Here is an 18,523-nt window from a genome sequence, read left to right on the forward strand (position 1 = left end):
CCGCCTACCTCCAGCAGCTCGACATGGAGTCCAACGGCAAGTACGTCGGCCGGGACGGGCGCGAGGTGGAGTGGCAGACGGGACCGGTGGTGTGGGGTACGCCCGGCACCAACGGCCAGCACGCCTACTACCAGTTGATCCACCAGGGCACGAAGCTGATCCCGGCGGACCTGATCGGCTTCGCCCGGCCGGTCGCCGAGCTGAGCGACGAACTCAAGGCGCAGCACGGCCTGCTGATGGCCAACCTGTTCGCGCAGGGCCAGGCCCTGGCGTTCGGAAAGACCGCCGAGGAGGTGCGGGCGGAGGGCGTGCCCGAGGAGCAGGTGCCGCACCGCACCTTCCGGGGCAACCACCCCACCACCACGATCCTGGCCACCGAACTGACCCCCTCGGTGCTCGGCCAGCTGATCGCGCTCTACGAGCACAAGGTGTTCGTGCAGGGCGCGATCTGGAACATCGACTCCTTCGACCAGTGGGGCGTCGAACTCGGCAAGGTGCTCGCCAAGCGCGTCGAGCCCGCCCTCACCGAGGGCGCCGACGTCCCCGGCCTCGACCCGTCCACGGCCGCGCTGGTGGCCGCCTACCGCGAACGCAGGAAGTGAACTGACATGCAGATCGGTCTTGTTGGTCTCGGCAAAATGGGCGGCAACATGCGCGAGCGCATCCGCAAAGCCGGCCACACCGTGATCGGGTACGACACCAATCCGGAACTCTCCGACGTCGACCACCTGTCCGACCTCGTCGACCGGCTCGACGGGCCGCGCGCGGTGTGGGTGATGGTCCCGGCCGGTGCCGCCACCCAGCACGTCATCGACCAGCTGGCGAGCCTGCTCAAGCCCGGTGACGTCGTCGTGGACGGCGGCAACTCCCGCTGGACGGACGACGAGAAGCACGCCAAGGAGCTGGAGGCCCGGGGCATCGGGTTCGTCGACGCGGGCGTCTCGGGCGGCGTCTGGGGCCTGAAGAACGGATACGCCCTGATGGTCGGCGGCGAGGAGGAGTACGTGGACCGGCTGAAGCCGATCTTCCACGCCCTCAAGCCGGACGGTCCGTACGGCTATGTCCACGCGGGCCGGGTCGGCGCCGGGCACTTCGCGAAGATGGTCCACAACGGCATCGAGTACGCCATGATGCAGGCCTACGCCGAGGGCTGGGAGCTCCTGCAGAAGGTCGACTCGGTGACCGACGTCCGGGAGGTGTTCCGCTCCTGGCAGGAGGGCACCGTCATCCGCTCCTGGCTGCTCGACCTCGCGGTCAACGCCCTCGACGAGGACGAACACCTGGAGCGGCTGCGGGGATACGCCGAGGACTCGGGCGAGGGCCGCTGGACCGTGGAGGCGGCGATCGACAACGCCGTGCCGCTGCCCGCGATCACCGCGTCCCTGTTCTCCCGGTTCGCCTCCCGTCAGGAGGACTCGCCGCAGATGAAGATGGTCGCGGCGCTGCGCAACCAGTTCGGCGGCCACGCCGTCGAGTCGGCGGAGAAGGCGTAACGCCCGTGGGGGATCTGCTGATAGCGCGGCACGGCGAGACGGAGTGGAGCAGAGCGGGCCGGCACACCGGCCGTACCGATCTGCCGCTGACCTCGGGCGGTGAGGCCCAGGCCAAGTCCCTCGCCCCGCTGCTGGCGGGCCGGACCTTCGGGCTGGTCCTCACCAGCCCGCTGGTCCGCGCCCGGCGCACCGCCGAACTGGCGGGCCTGACCGGGGCCGTGCCGGAACCGGACCTGTTCGAGTGGGACTACGGCGCCTACGAGGGGATCACCACCGCGGAGATCCACCGCACCCGGCCCGACTGGTACCTGTGGACCGACGGGGTGCCGCCCGGCCGGGAGTTCCCCGGCGAGTCACCGGAGCAGGTCGGGGAGCGCGCGGACCGGGTGCTGTCCCGGGTGGCCGGGGCGCTGGAGGAGGGGGACGTCATGCTCGTGGCCCACGGTCATCTGCTGCGGGTCCTGACGGCCCGCAGGCTGGGTCTCCCCCCGTCCGCCGGCCGTCTGTTCCGGCTGGAGACGGGCACCCTGAGCCGCCTGTCGCTGGAGCACGGCAGGCCCGTCGTCGCGGAGTGGAACACCCGCCCGTGACCCGTGCGCCTCAGCCGCCCGCGTGCGTCTGTGCCGCGTGCTGGGCGGCCAGGCGGACCGGGGCGTTGCGGGCGCCGTAGCCACGGTGGGCGGAATCGCGTTGGAGGAGTTCGAAGAAGACCCCGCCGATGGTGCGGGTGTAGCAGTGGCGCAGGGCGCCGTGCTCGTCACGGTCGTAGAGGATGCCCAGTTCGCGGTAGGTGTCCAGCTCGCCGTCGGCGAACGCGTGGCGGGCGGCGAGGTCGTCGTAGTAGTTCGCCGGGATCGGCAGCAGCGGGCCGCCGGCGTCGCGGAAGCGGCGGGCCGCGGCGACCACGTCGTCGGTGGCGAGCGCGATGTGCTGGGCGTGCACGGTGTCGTCCGTGGGCGCGGCACCGACGGTGAGGGCGATCCGGACACTGCCGTCGGCGTTGCTCACCGCGCGGCTGCGCAGCAGACCGTAGGGGTCGGCGACGTCCACGCTGTCCTCGGCGCGCAGGCCGAGCACGCTGCGGTGGAACAGCGCCGCCTCGTCGAAGTGGTGCCACGGCTGGGTGAGGGCGAGATGGTCGATGTGCCGCACATCCGTGGCCGCGGGGGCATGCTCCACGTCCTCGAAGTCGGCTCGCCAGCCGCCGGGCCGCGTACCGCAGAAGAACAGTTCCGTGCCGTCGGGCGCGGCCACCGCGTCGAGCGGTGCGTCCCCGGGCGCGCGGCGGCGCGGCAGTACGGGCGCCAGCAGGGCCTCCGCGCGGCGGGCGGCTCCGGCGGGGTCGGGTGACTCGAGGCCGACGGCGGCGAGCCGGGTGCCGTCACGGCGTACGGCCGCCCCGGTGTTGACCAGGATGCGCGCCTCGCCCTGCTGCCACAGGTCGACGGGCTTGCCGCGGTGCCGGGCGGTGCGGGCGAAGCCCAGCGCGCCGAGCAGGGCCGCGAGGGGTTCGGCGTCCGGCGTGAGGAGTTCGGCGAAGGCGAAGCCGGTCGGGACGACGGGAGCGGGCGGTCCGGCGACCCCGGCCTCCTCCTGGAGCATCAGCAGGGAGCGGCGGGCGTCCACGGCGGTCGCACCGGCCTCGGACTGCCGGAAGACGTCGTTGAAGACCTCGAGGGAGAGCGGTCCGTCGTAGCCGGTGCGCAGCACGTGCCGGACCAGTCCGGCGACGTCGAGACCGCCTTGGCCGGGGAAGCAGCGGTGGTGGCGGCTCCACTGCAGCACGTCCATCGCGGGGAGCGGGGCGTCGGCCAGCTGGAGGAAGAAGATCTTCTCGCCGGGGATGTCCTCGATGCCCCGGGGGTCGCAGCCGCGGGAAAGGATGTGGAAGCTGTCCAGGCAGGTCCCGAGCGCGGGGTGCCCGGCCGCCTCGACGATCCGCCAGGCGTGGTCGTACGTACTGACGTGCCGTCCCCAGGCCAGCGCCTCGTAGGCCACCCGGATGCCGAAGTCGGCTGCCAGGTCGGCGAGTTCGCTCAGGTGTCCGGCCGCGAGGGCGTCGTCGTCGACGGCCGACGGGTCGACGCTGGAGCAGACCAGGACCGTGTCGGCACCGAGCCTGCGCATCAGCTCGAACTTGTGCCGCGCCCGGCGCAGATTGCGGGCGAACACCTCCGCGGGCACGGCCTCGATGTCCCGCAGCGGCTGATAGAGGTCCACGGTCAGCCCGAGGTCGGCGCAGCGGGCGCGGATCTCCTCCGGGGCGAGGGGCGCGGCGAGCAGGTCGTTCTCGAAGATCTCCACCCCGTCGAAGCCGGCCCGGGCCGCGGCCGTGAGCTTTTCGGTGAGGGAGCCGCTGAGGGAGACGGTGGCGATGGACGTACGCACGTCGGTACCTCTTGTTTCCGTGGACTTTCGGGATCTTCCGGGGCTTCGGGGATTTCCCGGGGCTTCCGCGCTTTCCCGGGGAGCTTCCGTGAGCTGCGTGTGCTTCCGTGGGCTTCCTGGGCTGTGGGTACGGCGCCCTGGGCCCGGCTACCCGGGCACGCCGACGGCGCCGTCGGTCAGCTCGGTGAGGTCCGCGAGCATCCGGGCCGCGTCGGGTTCCCGCCCGGTGAACAGGCGGAACGCGTCCGCGGCCTGGAAGGCGGCCATCCCGCCGCCGTCGAGGGTGGCGCAGCCGGCCGCGCGGGCGGCGCGCAGCAGCTCGGTCTCCAGCGGGCGGTAGACCACCTCGGCGACCCACAGCCCCGGGCGCAGCAGCCCGGCCGGCAGGGGCAGTCCGGGGTGGGCGGCCATGCCGGTGGGGGTGGCGTGCACGAGGCCGCCGTTGCCGTCGGCGGCGGTGAGCAGCTCCGGCAGCCGGTCCGGGGTCGCGGCGGCGGCGCGGCCCGGTCCGAAGGCCCTGTTGAGCGCGGCGGCGAGTTCGGCGGCCCGTTCGGGCAGCGCGTCCACGACGGTGACCCGCCCGGCGCCCAGGGTGAGGGTGGCGTGCGCGACGGCCGCCCCGGCGCCGCCCGCGCCGAGCTGCACCACCCGTTCCAGCGGGGCGTCGGGCAGGCCACGGGCGAAGGAGGCGGCGTAGCCGGTGACGTCCGTGTTGTGGCCGACGGCGCGCCCGCCCTCGAACACGACGGTGTTGACCGCGCCGAGCGCCTCGGCCCGCGGATGGAGGGCGTCCAGGTGCTCGACGACGAGCCGCTTGCAGGGGTGGGTGATGTTGAGCCCGTCGAAACCGAGGAGCCGCGCGGCCCGCAGCAGTTCGCCCACCGCCTCGGGCGGGACACCGATCGTGTCGAGGTCGAGGAGCCGGTACAGGCAGCGCAGCCCCTGACGGCCGGCCTCCCGCTCGTGCAGCGCCGGGCTGAGCGACGGGCCGATGCCGGAGCCGATCAGCCCGACGAGATACGAGTCCTTGAGCACCGCGGACCTCCGAAGAACGGCTCACTAATGTACGAACCAGTACGTTAGCTATACCAGCAGCGGCGTTCCGACGGGAAGACCCGACGGGCCGGAGCCGCCCTGCTCCTAGAATCACCGGCACCGAACCCCCGGACCGAAGGAACCCGATGACCAGCGTCGAAGAACCGGCACGGCCCGGCGAGCGCATCCGTGACGCCGCCCGCACCAGGGCCGAGATCCTCGACGTGGCGACCCAGGAGTTCGCCCGGGCCGGCTACGACGGTGCCCGCGTCGACGAGATCGCCGCCCACACCCGCACCACCAAGCGGATGATCTACTACTACTTCGGCGGCAAGGAGCAGCTGTTCACGGCCGTGCTGGAACGGGCGTACGGCGTGATCCGCGAGGCGGAGCAGCAACTGGACGTCGACCACCTGGACCCGGTGGCGGCCATCCGGCGGCTGGCGGAGCTGACCTTCGACCACCATGAGCGGCACCCCGACTTCATCCGTCTCGTCAGCATCGAGAACATCCACGGCGCGGAGCACATCGCGGCCTCGGAGGAGCTCGGGCGGATGGGCTCGCCGGCCCTGGACGTGATCCGCCGGATCCTGGCGGCCGGGCAGGAGTCGGGCCTGTTCACGGCCGACGTCGACGCCGTCGACCTGCACGCGATGATCAGCGCGTTCTGCTTCTTCCGGGTGTCCAACCGGCACACCTTCGGCGCGCTGTTCGGACGCGACCTGGTCGATCCGGCGCAGCGCGAGCACTACCGGGCGATGCTGGGCGACATGGTGATCGCCTTTCTGACGGCGGAACGCACGGCGGACTGAGCCGCTGCCCGCGACGGGCGGAACACGCGGCGGACCGGCCGCGAGCCGGATACCGCGTACGCGACCCCTTGACAGTGCGGGCGGCCCGGCGCAGCATCCCTACCCAGCCGCGACTAACTATCCAGTGGGTTAATTAGCGCATCGGCCTCTCCCCTCCGCTCGTCCTCCGCGTACCGTCGTGGAGTCCCCCCGAAGGAGCACGCCGTGTCCGTCCCCGCACCGCCCCGCGACGCCTCCCCACCCGGACAGCCGAAGAAAGCCGCCACCGCGGCCTGGATCGGCAGCGCCCTGGAGTACTACGACTTCTTCATCTACGGCAGCGCGGCCGCGCTGATCTTCCCGGAGGTCTTCTTCGACGACTCCGACCCGGCCACCGCGACCCTGCTGTCGCTGGCCACGTTCGGTGTCGCGTACGCGGCCCGGCCGATCGGCGCGCTCTTCCTCGGACACATCGGGGACCGGCTCGGCCGTAAGAAGATCATGGTCTTCACGCTGATGCTGATGGGCCTGTCGACGTTCCTCATCGGCTGTCTGCCCACCCGCGCCCAGGTGGGCACCCTCGCCCCGGTCCTGCTGGTGCTGTGCCGGGTCCTGCAGGGCATCTCGGCGGCGGGTGAACAGGCCAGCGCCAACTCGATGACCCTGGAACACGCGCCACCGGGCCGGCGGGGCTTCTTCACCAGCTTCACCCTCAGCGGCACACAGGGCGGGCAGCTGCTCGCCACACTGGTCTTCATCCCGATCGCCGCGCTGCCCGAGGAGCAGTTGCTGTCCTGGGGCTGGCGGGTGCCGTTCTGGCTGAGCGTCGCGGTCGCCGTCGTGGGGTACGTCATCCGCCGCAAGCTGGACGAGACGCCGGCGTTCGAGCAGCAGACCGCCACCGAGGGCGTCGTGAGGCTCCCGCTGGTGGTGCTGCTGCGCGAGCACTGGGCGGACGTCCTGCGGGTGATCGCGGGCGCGCTGATCGCCTCGGTCAGCACGATCTTCACGGTGTGGGCGCTGGCCTACGCGACCGGTGACACGGTCGGCATGTCGCGCTCGTCGATGCTGTGGGTGGGCGCGCTGGCCAACGTCGTCGCGCTGGCCGCGATCCCGCTATGGGCCGCGCTCTCCGACCGGGTGGGCCGCCGCCCGGTGTTCCTGATCGGCGCGGTCGGCAGCGCGGTGACGATGTTCCTTTACCTGTGGGCGATCTCGACCGGCAACTACACGCTCACCCTGCTCCTCGGCATCCTCGCCTTCGGCGTCGTCTACAGCGCCGCGAACGGTGTGTGGCCGTCCTTCTACGGGGAGATGTTCCCGACCCGGGTCCGGCTGTCGGGCGTGGCGATCGGCACGCAGATCGGCTTCGCGGTGGCCGGGTTCGCGGTCACGTTCGCCGCGCAGATCGCCGGCCCGGACGGCGACGACTGGTTCGCGGTGGCCCTGTTCACGGCGGCCCTGTGCGTGCCGCCGGTCCTCGCGGCGATCACCGCCCGGGAGACCCACCGCAGCGCCACCGAGCGGCTCGGCGAACGGGTGCGCGACGAGGGCGCGGCGCGGCCGGAGAAGGTGACGGCCTGAGCCGGAAGGGGTGACTCCTCAGCCGGTGAAGACGACGGCCTGGCCCCGCCGACGAGCGTTCCGAGCCGGCTGACGAGGAGCCGCGACGCGGTGCGGCAGCCGGCGCGATCCCGCGCGGCCGCGCCGCGTTCCGCGACCGGTCAGGAATCGAGAAGCGCGCAGGGCCCCCGCCCGCCTAGCCTGGCCTTGGCGCGACACCGTGGCCGGTGACGCCCGTCGGACGGACGAGGCACCGGAGCCGCGACCGCGCCGACCAAGGACGACCGGGGGGCACTCCCGCACCCGGTCGAACCGAGCCGGAGAACGCCGGCGGGGACCGCGACGGCGTCCCCGCCCGACGGATGGAGAACGATGGGCATGGCCACGGGGCCGGAGTCGGCCGCACCGCACGCCGCCGACAGCCACGATCTGATCCGCGTGCACGGCGCGCGCGAGAACAACCTCAAGGACATCAGCGTCGATCTCCCCAAGCGCCGGCTGACCGTGTTCACCGGCGTGTCCGGCTCGGGCAAGAGCTCGCTCGTCTTCGACACGATCGCCGCCGAGTCGCAGCGGATGATCAACGAGACGTACAGCGCCTTCCTGCAGGGCTTCATGCCGACGCTGGCTCGGCCCGAGGTCGACGTACTCGACGGGCTGACCACCGCGATCACCGTCGACCAGCAGCGGATGGGTTCCGACCCGCGCTCCACGGTCGGCACCGCCACCGACGCCAACGCGATGCTGCGCATCCTCTTCAGCCGGCTGGGCAAGCCGTACTTCGGCCCGCCCGGCGCGTTCTCCTTCAACGTCGCCTCGGTCCAGGCGAGCGGCGGGTTCACGGTCGACCGCGGTGCCGACAAGACCAAGACCGAGAAGGTGTCCTTCAACCGCACCGGCGGCATGTGCACGCACTGCGAGGGCCGGGGCACGGTCTCCGACATCGATCTCACCCAGCTCTACGACGACTCCAAGTCGCTCTCGGAGGACCCGTTCACCATTCCCACCTACACCGGGGGCGGCTGGGTGGTGCGGGTCATCGCCGAGTCGGGCTTCTTCGACCCGGACAAGCCGATCCGCGACTACACCAAGAAGGAGCGGCACGACTTCCTGTACCGCGAGCCGACCAAGGTGAAGATCAACGGGATCAACCTCACCTACGAGGGGCTGATCCCCAAGCTCCAGAAGTCGATGCTCAACAAGGACCGGGAGGCGATGCAGCCGCACATCCGGGCGTTCGTGGACCGGGCGGTCACCTTCACCACCTGTCCCGAGTGCGACGGCACCCGGCTCACCGCGGGGGCGCGGTCGTCGAAGATCAAGGAGATCTCCATCGCGGATGCCTGCGCGATGGAGATCAGGGACCTGGCCGAGTGGGTCCGCGGCCTCGACGAGCCGTCGGTGGCGCCGCTGCTCAGCGCGCTGCGCCACACCCTCGACTCGTTCGTGGAGATCGGTCTCGGCTACCTCTCGCTGGACCGGGCGTCGGGCACGCTGTCCGGCGGCGAGGCGCAACGCGTCAAGATGATCCGCCACCTCGGCTCCTCGCTCACCGACGTCACCTACGTCTTCGACGAGCCCACGATCGGCCTGCACCCGCATGACATCCAGCGGATGAACAACCTGCTGCTGCGGCTGCGGGACAAGGGCAACACGGTGCTGGTCGTGGAGCACAAGCCGGAGGCGATCGCCATCGCCGACCACGTCGTCGACCTCGGTCCCGGCGCCGGTTCGGCGGGCGGCACCGTCTGCTTCGAGGGCACCGTCGAAGGGCTGCGGGCCAGCGACACCGTCACCGGCCGCCACCTCGACGACCGGGCCTCCGTCAAGGACACGGTGCGCGAGCCCACCGGCAAACTGCCGATCCGCGGCGCGACGGCGAACAACCTGCGAGGCGTCGACGTCGACATCCCGCTCGGGGTGCTCACCGTCGTCACCGGCGTCGCGGGCTCCGGCAAGAGCTCCCTCGTGCACGGGTCCATCCCCGCCGCCGAGGGGGTGATCGCGGTCGACCAGACCCCGATCCGAGGCTCCCGGCGCAGCAATCCGGCGACGTACACCGGACTGCTCGACCCGATCCGCAAGGCGTTCGCCAAGGCCAACGGCGTGAAGCCGGCGCTGTTCAGCGCCAACTCCGAGGGTGCCTGCCCCACCTGCAACGGCGCCGGCGTCCTCTACACCGACCTGGGGATGATGGCCGGGGTCTCCACCACCTGCGAGGACTGCGAGGGCAAGCGGTTCCAGGCGTCCGTGCTGGAGTACCACCTGGGCGGGCGCGACATCAGCGAGGTCCTCGCGATGTCGGTGACCGACGCCGAGGAGTTCTTCGGCACCGGCGACGCGCGGACGCCCGCCGCGCACAAGATCCTCGAGCGGCTCGCCGACGTCGGCCTCGGCTACCTCACCCTCGGCCAGCCGCTCACCACGCTGTCCGGCGGCGAGCGGCAGCGACTGAAGCTCGCCACCCACATGGGCGACAAGGGTGGTGTCTACGTCCTGGACGAGCCGACCACCGGCCTCCACCTGGCCGACGTCGAGCAACTGCTCGGGCTGCTGGACCGGCTGGTCGACGCCGGCAAGTCGGTCATCGTCATCGAGCACCACCAGGCGGTGATGGCACACGCCGACTGGATCATCGACCTCGGGCCCGGAGCCGGCCACGACGGCGGGCGGATCGTCTTCGAGGGCACCCCCGCCGACCTCGTCGCGGCCCGCTCCACCCTCACGGGTGAGCATCTCGCGCAGTACGTCGGCGGCTGAGGCACTCGCCGCAGGCACCGGGGCGCCAGGCGCCGCGCCCCGGTGCCGTGCCCGGTGCTATGCCCCGGTGCGTCGCGGGATGCCGTACGCCCGCTCCACCCGCAGCCGCAGCACCAGCCTCCGGTCGCGGACCATGGTGGCGCGGTAGTCGTCCCAGTCGGGGTGCTCGCCGCTGATGTCGCGATACAGCCGGACCAGTTCCTCCACCGTCCCGTCGTGCGGATCCCCGGCGACGGGCGACAGATCGGCGGTGCCCTCGGCGACCGTGTAGGCCCACCGGTCCTTGGTGGTGACGTGGTAGGAGGCCCGGGGGTCCCGCCGCAGGTTGCGGGTCTTGGCCCGGTCGTCCGTGAGCGAGACCCGGATGATCCGCTCGTCGGGGTAGTAGACGTGCATGACGTTCGACAGCTGGGGCCGTCCGTCTCGTTTCAGCGTGACGAGCACTCCGCCGGCCTTCTCCGAGAGCAAGCCGAGCAGTGCGTCCTGTGCGGCGTCCTGAGTCATGCCCCGATCAACGCCACGCACCGTCCCGGCGTTCCCGGCTCTCACTCGTACGGAGGTCTGAGCCGGTCTGTGCGGGGTATGCCGGACTCACCTCGACGAACATGATCCAAGGAGAGCGATGGCAGTGCTGCGGCAGGAAGCCGGCCCCGAGGAGGTCGGGCTGGACGCGGGTGCGCTGGAGCGTCTGGACCGGCATTTCGCCCGCCGGGTCGACGAGGGCCGGCTGCCCGGGTTCCTCGTGGCCGTCGCCCGGGGCGGACGCGTCGCGCACCTCACGGCGTACGGGGCGCGGGACGTCGCGGCCGGACTGCCCGTGGAGAGCGACACGCTGTGGCGGATCTACTCCATGACCAAGCCGGTGACGTCGGTGGGCGCCCTGATACTCATAGAGGAGGGGCGTCTGTCGCTGGACGATCCCGTCGGCCGCCACCTGCCGGCGTTCGCGGAGCCGCGCGTGTACGAGAGCGGGTCGGGCGACCGGGTACGCACCCGTCCGGCCTCCGGTCCCCTCCTCGTACGGCATCTGATGACGCACACCGCCGGGCTGACGTTCGCCTTCTACCAGGCGCATCCCGTCGACGCGCTGTACCGGGCGGCCGGGCTGGAGTCGTCGGTGCTGCCGGGGTCGGACCTCGCCGGGACGACCGAGGTGTACGCGAGCCTGCCGCTGCAGTTCGATCCGGGCACGCAGTGGAACTACTCGGTCGCCTCGAATGTGCTGGGACGGATCATCGAGGTCGTGTCCGGGCAGCCGCTCGACGCCTACCTCACCGAGCGGATCTTCCGGCCGCTCGGTATGACGGACGCCGGGTTCGAGGTCTCCGACGAGCAGGCGGTGCGGCTCGCGGAACTGTACGGGGAGCCGGACGACGGCGGCATCCAGCCGATTCCCGGACTGCCGCTGCGGGGGCGTCCCCGGTTCCTGTCCGGCAGCGGCGGCATGGTGGCCTCCGCCCACGACATGCACCGGTTCATGGAACTGCTGCGCCGGCGCGGCGAACTCGACGGCACGCGACTGCTCGCCCCCGAGACCGTGGACCTGATGACCCGCAACCACCTCCCGGGCGGCGCCGACCTGCGCGCCTTCGGCAGCCGGCCCGCGCACGACGAACCCGGCAACGAGGGCGTCGGCTTCGGCCTCGGCGTCTCCGTCGTCATCGACCCCTCCCGTACCCAGGCCCCCTCCGGGCTGGGCAGCTACGGCTGGAGCGGGGTGGCCACCACCACCTTCTGGGTCGACCCGGGCCGCGACCTGACCGTGCAGTTCTACACGCAGGTGCGGCCCCGGTCCTCCCACACCGTCTTCCGTGACCTCAAACGGCTGGCGCACGAGGCGGTGGCGCGCTGACGGGCGTCAGGACAGGTGCGCCACCGCGTCCAGGTGGGGCAGGTGATGGTCGAGGCGTTCCCGCTTGGTGCGCAGATAGGTGATGTTGTTCTCGCACGGCGGGATGAGCAGCGGCACCTGCTCGGCGACCTGGATGCCGTGCCGCACCAACGCCTCGCGCTTGCGCGGGTTGTTGGACAACAGCCGCACCGACCGTATGCCGAGGTCCTGGAGGATGCCGGCGGCGGCACCGTAGTCGCGGGCGTCCACCGGCAGGCCGAGCGCGAGATTCGCCTCGACGGTGTCCAGGCCCTCCGCCTGCAGTGCCATCGCGCGCAGTTTGGCGAGCAGGCCTATGCCGCGGCCCTCGTGCCCTCTCAAGTAGACGACCACGCCCGCACCTTCGGCGACGACCGCGCGCAGCGCCGACACCAGCTGGTCGCCGCACTCGCAGTGCTGCGAACCGAAGGCGTCCCCGGTCAGGCACTCCGAGTGCAGCCGGGTCAGCACACCGTCCGTGCCGAGGTCGCCGTAGACCAGGGCGACTTGCTCGTCACCGCGGTCGTGGTCCAGGTAGCCGATCGCCTGGAACGTGCCGTACACCGTGGGCAGCGGCGCATTCACGACGCGTTCCACACCGGTCCGCCGCGGGGGCTTCTTGCCGAGTACGCCTACTTTTTCTGTCATGATTCTCGCGTTCCTAAGCAGAGACGAAAGGCCGTGAAGACATGGGTGGTTCACACAAGCGGTCGGCGGCATACGGCCCGGTGCACGGTCTGTTGCCGGCGGATACTACTGAGGATGTACGCAATCGGGGCGCCGACGTCTCACGGCAGATCGCGGTTCTTCCCGTCGGGAGTTTCGAGCAGCACGGTCCGTTTCTTCCGCTGGCGACCGACACGCTGGTCGCCTGTGCGATCGCCCGGGAGATCGCCGACAGCTACCCGGTGCACCTCCTTCCTCCGGTGACGATCTCCTGCTCGCACGAGCACGCGGCCTGGCCGGGGACCGTCTCCCTCTCCTCCGTGACCCTTCACGCGGTGATACGGGACATCGCCGACTCGCTGCGCCGGTCGGGCGTGGACACCCTGGTGCTGGTCAACGGGCACGGCGGAAACTACGTCCTGGGCAATGCCGTTCAGGAATCCTCCGCCCGCGGCGAGCGGATGGCTCTGTTCCCGGCCCCGGAGGACTGGGAGACGGCGCGAGTGCGAGCCGGCGTGGTCACCTCGCTGCTCACCGACATGCACGCGGGGGAAATCGAGACCTCCGTCCTTCTGCATACTCATCCCGAATTGCTGCGACCCGGTTATGAGACCTCCGATCACGTCGCGGACGACCGACGCCATCTCCTCACCCTCGGCATGTCCGCCTACACCGATTCCGGTGTCATCGGCCGTCCTTCTCTGGGCTCGGCGGAAAAGGGCAAGGAACTCCTGGCGAGTCTCGCGGATTCCTTCGGCACATATTTCTCGATACTGACCTCACCTCCGATCCCGTCCACCCCGGCGAGCCCGTCCACCCCTGCAAGCCCGACTGGCCTTCCCAGCCCGTCCACACCTTCGAGCCCGTCCGGCCCTCCCAGCCCGTCCACACCTTCGAGCCCGTCCGGCCCTCCCAGCCCGTCCGGCGTTTGAGGACGAGGCCGAAGGCCGACAGGGGGTCCGGGGGCAACGCCCCCGGGGACGGGACGGGAAGGGGCGGCGGGGGCGAAAGAAGGCCGGCCTCCGACCGGGCGGGAGCCGGCCCGCACCCCCGCGTACCAGCGGGCGACAAGCACCACGGCCCCCGGCGCACTCGCCACCAGGCTGAGAACGCCATACACCACCGCGACGGTCAGCCCCCGGCCCGCGCCGAGACCTGCCGCACCGAACGCCCAGGCGGTAACGCCCTCCCGAGGCCCCCACCCACCCACATTCAGCGGCAGCCCCATCGCGAGCAGCGCCAACACGGCGAGCGGAAGCAACTCGACCACGGCGGCGCCGACGCCGGCGACCTGCGCGGCGAGCACGAACATCACGACGTACCCGGCCAGCACGACGACGGACGAGACAAGAACCCCCGGCGCGCTGCGCCGCGAGCACAGCCCCTCGCGCGCCTCGGCGACGATCCCGTGCAGCACCCGCTCCCGCCGCCGCGAGGGCGCCCGGTTCATCCGCAGCGCGAGCACCACCGCACAAGCACCCAGCGCCGCGAGGCCGACCACAGGCGCGGCCTGCCGCACCTCACCGAGCACGGGTGACGGCATGCTCACCAGCACCACGGCGCCGGCGGCGAACAGCGCGAGCTGCCCGGCGGTCCGCTCCAGGACTACCGCCCGTACCCCACGTCCCAGGTCACCGGTGCTCTGCCCGTGGCGCACGGCCCGGTGGACGTCACCGAGGACACCGCCCGGCAGGGCCGCGTTCAGGAACAGGGCCCGGTAGTAGTCGGCGACGGCGGAGCCGAGCGGCAGCCGGATCCCGAGCCCCCGGGCCACCAGCGCCCAACGCCACGCACTGAACACGGTGGTCACGAGCCCGATCGCCAGCGCCGCGAGCAGCGTCGCCCCGTCGATGCGGCGCAGCCCGTCCAGGAAGACCCCGGTGCCGAGACGCCAGAACAGGACCGCGAGGATCGCGACACCGGCAAGGGTGCCGAGACGGGTGCGTACGGTACGGGTGTTGAGCCGGGCGAGGAGACCTCGGGCGCCGGCCTCGTCCCCTTTGGTGTTCGGCACGGACGCCGCCCGTGCCACGGGTGCCTCCACCGTCCGCGCACTCATGCGTCGCCGTCCGCCGGCCGGCACAGGGCGAGCAGATCGCTGTGGTGGACGACGGCCCGCAACTCCCCCGCAGCGCAGGCGGCCAGACGCTCGGCCAGATAACGGTCGGCGCGTTCCGCCAGTTCCGGTCGCTCCTCCACCGCCGCCCCGACCCAGCCCCGCAGCCACTGCTCGGTCAGCGCCGCCTGCCCGGGACCGAGGCGCCAGGGGCTCGGGTTCAGCCGTACGGTCGCACCGTGCTCGGCGAAGGCCTCGGCGGTGACCGTGACCGCGTCCGGTCCGAGCAGACCGCCCCGGCGCTGATGGGCGTTGAACGCCTCGGTGATCTCCTCGTCCATCGGGTGCGGCGCGGTCAGTTCGACACGTCCGGCCACGGAGAGCGTCAGCAGCGCCGGGCAGCCGGCTCCCGCGCAGGCGGCGGCGAGTGTGCCGACCTCCTCACGGGTGAGGACGTCGAGCAGCGCGGACGCGGTTACCAGGGAGGCACCGGCGAGCGCGTCCGGGGTGAGCCGGGCGACGTCACCGCGCCGGGTCTCGACGGTGACATGGCTGCCGTCGGCGGCGGAGCGCGGCGAGGCGACGGCGGCGAAGTGCAGCAGGTAGGGGTCCCGGTCGTGCAGGACCCAGTGCTGGGCGCCGTCGAGTCGGGGGGCGAGCCAGCGGCCCATGGAGCCGGTGCCGCAGCCGATGTCGTGGACGACGAGTCCGTCCGCCCGCCGCGGCGGAACGGCGAGCCGGATGCGCAGCGGGTCGAGCAGGTCGTGGGAGCGGGCGGCGGCGTCGGCCGGTTCGCGCAGTCGGAGCCACTCGGGCGCGTAGCGGGGTGGTTCGTCGGCTTCGGTCCCGCGCAGCCGCAGGGTGGCCCGCTCTGTGGGGCGGGGCGCGGGGCCCGCGCCGGGGATGACGGACCGGCCGACGGTGGTGGTCTCGTGTTCCACGTCGCCCCTTCGCGGGCCGGGTACCGGGTGCGTGACGTCCCGGAGCCCGGGCGCCGCATCCGTCACGTCCCGGAGCCCCGGCGCCGCATCCGCGACGCCCCGGAGCCCAGGTGCCGTATCCGCGACGCCCCGGTGTCCGGGCCGGGCCGGGATCGTCCCGCCGTGCTGTGGGGTGGTCGCCGGTTCGGTCATGCGGCCCTCCGGGGCTCGGTGGGGAGCCGGCGCAGTACCGCCGCCAGGCTCTGTGCGGTGCTCGCCCAGCCGCCGAGCGCGGCGCGCCGGCCGCGGGCGGCCGCCTTCAGCCGGCGCCGCACATCCGCCTCGCCGAACCAGCCGCGCAGTTCGGCGGCGAGGGCGGAGGGGTTCTCCGGCGGGACGAGGATGCCGGGCACCCCGCCGTCGGGTGCGCGGCCGACCGCCTCGGGCAGACCGCCGACATCGGTCGCCAGCACCGGGATACCGCGCGCCAGCGCCTCGGTCACCGCCATGCCGTACGTCTCCGCGTACGAGGTGAGCACCATGAGGTCGGCGGCGGCATAGCTGGCGTCGAGCGCGGCGCCGGTCTGCGGACCGGCCAGCTCCAGCCGGTCCTCCAGGCCGTGCTCACGGATCAGGTCCCGCAGGTGGGCGACGTATTCGGGGTCCTGGCCGAGCCCGCCGACGAGTGCGCAGCTCCACGGCAGGTCGGCCACCGCCGCCAGTGCCTCCACGAGCCGGTGCTGTCCCTTGCGCGGTGTCACGGCGGCCACGCACAGCAGGCGCGAGACGCCGTCGGTGCCGGGCGCGAGGGGCGCGATGTCGGCGCCCGGGGCGGCGACATGGACGCGGTCGGGGGCCAGGCCGTGGTGCGAGACGAGACGGCGCACCGCCCAGTCGCTGGTGGCGACGACGGCCGGCACCGCTCGCAGCACCGCGCGTTCACGGGCGTCCAGGCCGGCGGCGACAGCCGCGTCCAGCCCGGTCTCGTCGCCGAGCGGGAGATGGACGAGGACGGCCATGCGCAGTCGCTCCGCCTCCGGCACGACGACCTCGGGCACCCCGCAGGCGACCAGCCCGTCGAGCAGGACGACGGCACCGTCCGGCAGTTCGCGCAGGGTGCGGGCGAGTTCGGTCCGGGCGGCGGCGTCCGGCCGGGGCCAGTCACCGGCCACGGCGTGCCGGTGCACCTGCCAGCCGAACCCGGGCAGGTCGAGGCACACGCGCCGGTCGTAGGCATTGCCGCCACTCGGCGCGGCCGGGTCGTCGACACCACCCGGCATCACGAAGTGCACGGAGCGCAGGGACATGGGGATGATGCCGCCGTCCCGCGGAAAGGCCGCCCGCGGGGGAACACGGTCCAGGCGAGCCGTCCCGGCCCGGTCGATGGTCGTATCGGTCACAGCGCACGCTCGTAACTCGCCCAGGCGATGTGCGACTCGTGCAGGGTCACGGAGATCCCCGCGATGCCCTTGGCGCCCTCGCCCAGCGCTCCCTTGTGGATGCGTTCGGCGAGCCGGTCGGCGATGACCTTGGCCAGGTACTCCGTGGAGGTGTTGACCCCCGCGAAGTCGGGTTCGCTGTCGAGATTGCGGTAGTTCAGCTCGCCGACGACGGCTCCGAGTTCCTGTGTGGCCAGGCCTATGTCGACGACGATGTTGTCCTCGTCCAGCTGTTCGCGCCGGAACGTGGCGTCCACGAGGAACGTGGCGCCGTGGAGGCGCTGAGCCGGTCCGAAGACCTCGCCGCGGAAGCTGTGGGCGACCATGATGTGATCGCGGACGGTGATGCTGAACAACGGACGACCCTCCAGGTGCGGCGCGTCTGCTCCCCGGCCGATCTTCGCCGGGGATGCCGAGTAGTACGGCTGACTGCCTTCCCATGTTCAGCGTCCGCTACGTCCGTTCTCAGGTCGGACGTGCTTGCCCGGACCCGCCTGCTTCAGACCCGCTTGCTTCAGTCGGGGTCGCCGTAGCGCACGCGATGGCAGAGCGCGGGAATCTCGCCGGAGGCCAGCCGGGGCATGACGTCGGGCAGTTCGTCGAAGGGGGACTCGCCGGTGATCAGGGCGTCGAGCGCGGGGTCGGCGAGCAGGTCGAGGGCGAGGGCGAGCCGGTCGGCATAGCCGCGGTGCGCGCGGGCCGGGGAGAGGGTGCCGACTTGGCTGCCGCGGATGACCAGCCGCCGGGAGTGGAAGGCCTCGCCCAGCGGAAGGCTCACCTTCCGGTCGCCGTACCAGCTCAGTTCGACGACGGTCCCCTCGGCGCGGAGCAGTTCGAGTGCCCGGCCCAGTCCCTGCTCGGTGGCGCTGGCGTGCACGACCAGGTCGCACTCGCCGAGGGCGTCCCCGGGCAGCGCGAATCCGGCTCCGAGCGCCTCGGCGGTCCTCGCCCGCGCGGGGTCCGTGTCGACGAGCTGGACGCGTACGCCCGGGAAGCGGGCCAGCAGCGCGGCGACCGAGCAGCCGACCATGCCGCCGCCGACGACGGCGATGCGGTCGCCGACCAGTGGCGCCGCGTCCCACAGGGCGTTGACGGCGGTCTCCACGGTGCCGGCGAGCACGGCCCGTCCGGCGGGCACGTCGTCGGGCACGGGTGTGACGGCGCTCGCGGGAACGACGTAGCGCGTCTGATGCGGGTAGAGGCAGAAGACCGTACGCCCGGTGAGCGCCTCGGGCCCCTCCTCCACCACTCCCACATTCAGATAGCCGTACTTCACCGGCCCGGGGAAGTCGCCTTCCTGGAACGGGGCCCGCATCGCCGTGTGCTGGCTCTCGGGCACGCCACCGCGGAAGACAAGGGTCTCGGTGCCACGGCTCACCCCGGAGTAGAGCGAGCGCACCAGCACCTCTCCCGGACCGGGTGCGGGCAGGGCGACCTCGCGGATTCCGCCGCGGCCAGGTGAGTCGAGCCAGAACGCACGGGCGGTGCGGTTCATCGAATTACTCCTGAACGATCGGGAAGCTGCACGCGTACCGAGTGGTG

16 protein-coding genes and 1 pseudogene are annotated in these 18,523 nt (G+C 72.1%); 8 read left to right on the forward strand and 9 right to left on the reverse strand.

Annotation, left to right across the window (positions count from 1 at the left end):
• The 3 genes from IE178_RS31475 to IE178_RS31485 all read left to right on the forward strand — a co-directional run.
• A partial coding sequence (locus IE178_RS31475; protein WP_498370651.1) for a phosphoglucose isomerase-related protein occupies positions 1 to 602 on the forward strand: 602 nt, incomplete at its 5' end.
• 6 nt (positions 603 to 608) lie between these two features.
• A complete protein-coding gene (gene gnd, locus IE178_RS31480; protein WP_193514607.1) occupies positions 609 to 1,493 on the forward strand; it encodes a phosphogluconate dehydrogenase (NAD(+)-dependent, decarboxylating) in 885 nt (294 codons plus the stop codon).
• Positions 1,494 to 1,498: 5 nt separating this feature from the next.
• Entirely contained in the window at positions 1,499 to 2,083 is a 585-nt protein-coding gene (locus IE178_RS31485; protein WP_193514608.1) for a histidine phosphatase family protein, read from the forward strand.
• Between the two features lie 10 nt (positions 2,084 to 2,093).
• Here IE178_RS31485 and IE178_RS31490 read toward each other — a convergent pair whose 3' ends face one another.
• Together IE178_RS31490 and IE178_RS31495 are read right to left on the reverse strand one after the other, a co-directional pair.
• Entirely contained in the window at positions 2,094 to 3,881 is a 1,788-nt protein-coding gene (locus IE178_RS31490) for a bifunctional sugar phosphate isomerase/epimerase/4-hydroxyphenylpyruvate dioxygenase family protein (RefSeq protein ID WP_193514609.1), read from the reverse strand.
• A 147-nt stretch (positions 3,882 to 4,028) separates the two neighbouring features.
• On the reverse strand, positions 4,029 to 4,916 hold the full coding sequence (locus tag IE178_RS31495) for a shikimate dehydrogenase (protein ID WP_193514610.1): 888 nt from the start codon (positions 4,914 to 4,916) through the stop codon (positions 4,029 to 4,031).
• 146 nt (positions 4,917 to 5,062) lie between these two features.
• Here IE178_RS31495 and IE178_RS31500 point away from each other — a divergent pair, with 146 nt between their 5' ends.
• From IE178_RS31500 to IE178_RS31510, 3 genes are all read left to right on the forward strand, one after another.
• Positions 5,063 to 5,728 (forward strand): TetR/AcrR family transcriptional regulator, encoded by a 666-nt coding sequence (locus tag IE178_RS31500; RefSeq protein ID WP_193514611.1) that lies wholly within the window; start codon positions 5,063 to 5,065, stop codon positions 5,726 to 5,728.
• Between the two features lie 204 nt (positions 5,729 to 5,932).
• A complete protein-coding gene (locus tag IE178_RS31505; RefSeq protein ID WP_193514612.1) occupies positions 5,933 to 7,291 on the forward strand; it encodes an MFS transporter in 1,359 nt (452 codons plus the stop codon).
• A 351-nt stretch (positions 7,292 to 7,642) separates the two neighbouring features.
• Positions 7,643 to 10,030, forward strand: coding sequence for an ATP-binding cassette domain-containing protein (locus tag IE178_RS31510; protein WP_193514613.1), 2,388 nt, complete (start codon positions 7,643 to 7,645; stop codon positions 10,028 to 10,030).
• A gap of 57 nt (positions 10,031 to 10,087) precedes the next feature.
• Here IE178_RS31510 and IE178_RS31515 read toward each other — a convergent pair whose 3' ends face one another.
• Positions 10,088 to 10,534: a PPOX class F420-dependent oxidoreductase gene (locus IE178_RS31515; protein ID WP_193514614.1), complete on the reverse strand. Its 447-nt coding sequence runs from the start codon at positions 10,532 to 10,534 to the stop codon at positions 10,088 to 10,090.
• A gap of 118 nt (positions 10,535 to 10,652) precedes the next feature.
• Between IE178_RS31515 and IE178_RS31520 the strand changes: the two genes are divergently transcribed.
• Positions 10,653 to 11,882 carry a serine hydrolase domain-containing protein gene (locus IE178_RS31520; RefSeq protein ID WP_193514615.1) on the forward strand — a complete coding sequence of 410 codons (1,230 nt, stop codon included), beginning with the start codon at positions 10,653 to 10,655 and terminating at the stop codon, positions 11,880 to 11,882.
• 6 nt (positions 11,883 to 11,888) lie between these two features.
• Here the strand turns inward: IE178_RS31520 and ribA are convergent, their stop codons facing one another.
• Positions 11,889 to 12,548: a GTP cyclohydrolase II gene (gene ribA, locus IE178_RS31525; protein WP_193514616.1), complete on the reverse strand. Its 660-nt coding sequence runs from the start codon at positions 12,546 to 12,548 to the stop codon at positions 11,889 to 11,891.
• A 41-nt stretch (positions 12,549 to 12,589) separates the two neighbouring features.
• Here ribA and IE178_RS31530 point away from each other — a divergent pair.
• Positions 12,590 to 13,261 (forward strand): annotated as a pseudogene (locus IE178_RS31530) (creatininase family protein); the annotation flags it as partial.
• Here the strand turns inward: IE178_RS31530 and IE178_RS31535 are convergent.
• The 5 genes from IE178_RS31535 to IE178_RS31555 all read right to left on the reverse strand — a co-directional run bounded on the left by IE178_RS31535 (position 13,234) and on the right by IE178_RS31555 (position 18,476).
• Positions 13,234 to 14,625 carry a lysylphosphatidylglycerol synthase transmembrane domain-containing protein gene (locus IE178_RS31535; protein WP_193514617.1) on the reverse strand — a complete coding sequence of 464 codons (1,392 nt, stop codon included), beginning with the start codon at positions 14,623 to 14,625 and terminating at the stop codon, positions 13,234 to 13,236. The pseudogene IE178_RS31530 and the gene IE178_RS31535 sit on opposite strands and share 28 nt — an antisense overlap.
• On the reverse strand, positions 14,622 to 15,755 hold the full coding sequence (locus IE178_RS31540; RefSeq protein WP_193514618.1) for a class I SAM-dependent methyltransferase: 1,134 nt from the start codon (positions 15,753 to 15,755) through the stop codon (positions 14,622 to 14,624). Before IE178_RS31540 ends, IE178_RS31535 begins: the two co-directional genes overlap by 4 nt.
• Complete coding sequence (locus IE178_RS31545; protein WP_193514619.1) at positions 15,752 to 16,942, reverse strand: glycosyltransferase family 4 protein; 1,191 nt, start codon at positions 16,940 to 16,942, stop codon at positions 15,752 to 15,754. Before IE178_RS31545 ends, IE178_RS31540 begins: the two co-directional genes overlap by 4 nt.
• A complete protein-coding gene (locus IE178_RS31550; RefSeq protein ID WP_193514620.1) occupies positions 16,939 to 17,337 on the reverse strand; it encodes a 6-pyruvoyl trahydropterin synthase family protein in 399 nt (132 codons plus the stop codon). The genes IE178_RS31545 and IE178_RS31550 overlap by 4 nt, the downstream gene beginning before the upstream one ends.
• Positions 17,338 to 17,495: 158 nt before the next feature.
• Positions 17,496 to 18,476 carry a zinc-dependent alcohol dehydrogenase gene (locus IE178_RS31555; protein ID WP_193514621.1) on the reverse strand — a complete coding sequence of 327 codons (981 nt, stop codon included), beginning with the start codon at positions 18,474 to 18,476 and terminating at the stop codon, positions 17,496 to 17,498.
• Between the last annotated feature and the right edge of the window lie 47 nt (positions 18,477 to 18,523).

Origin of the sequence: Streptomyces griseoloalbus (genome assembly GCA_014650015.1) — a bacterium.
In the GTDB taxonomy this organism is placed as follows: domain Bacteria; phylum Actinomycetota; class Actinomycetes; order Streptomycetales; family Streptomycetaceae; genus Streptomyces; species Streptomyces griseoloalbus.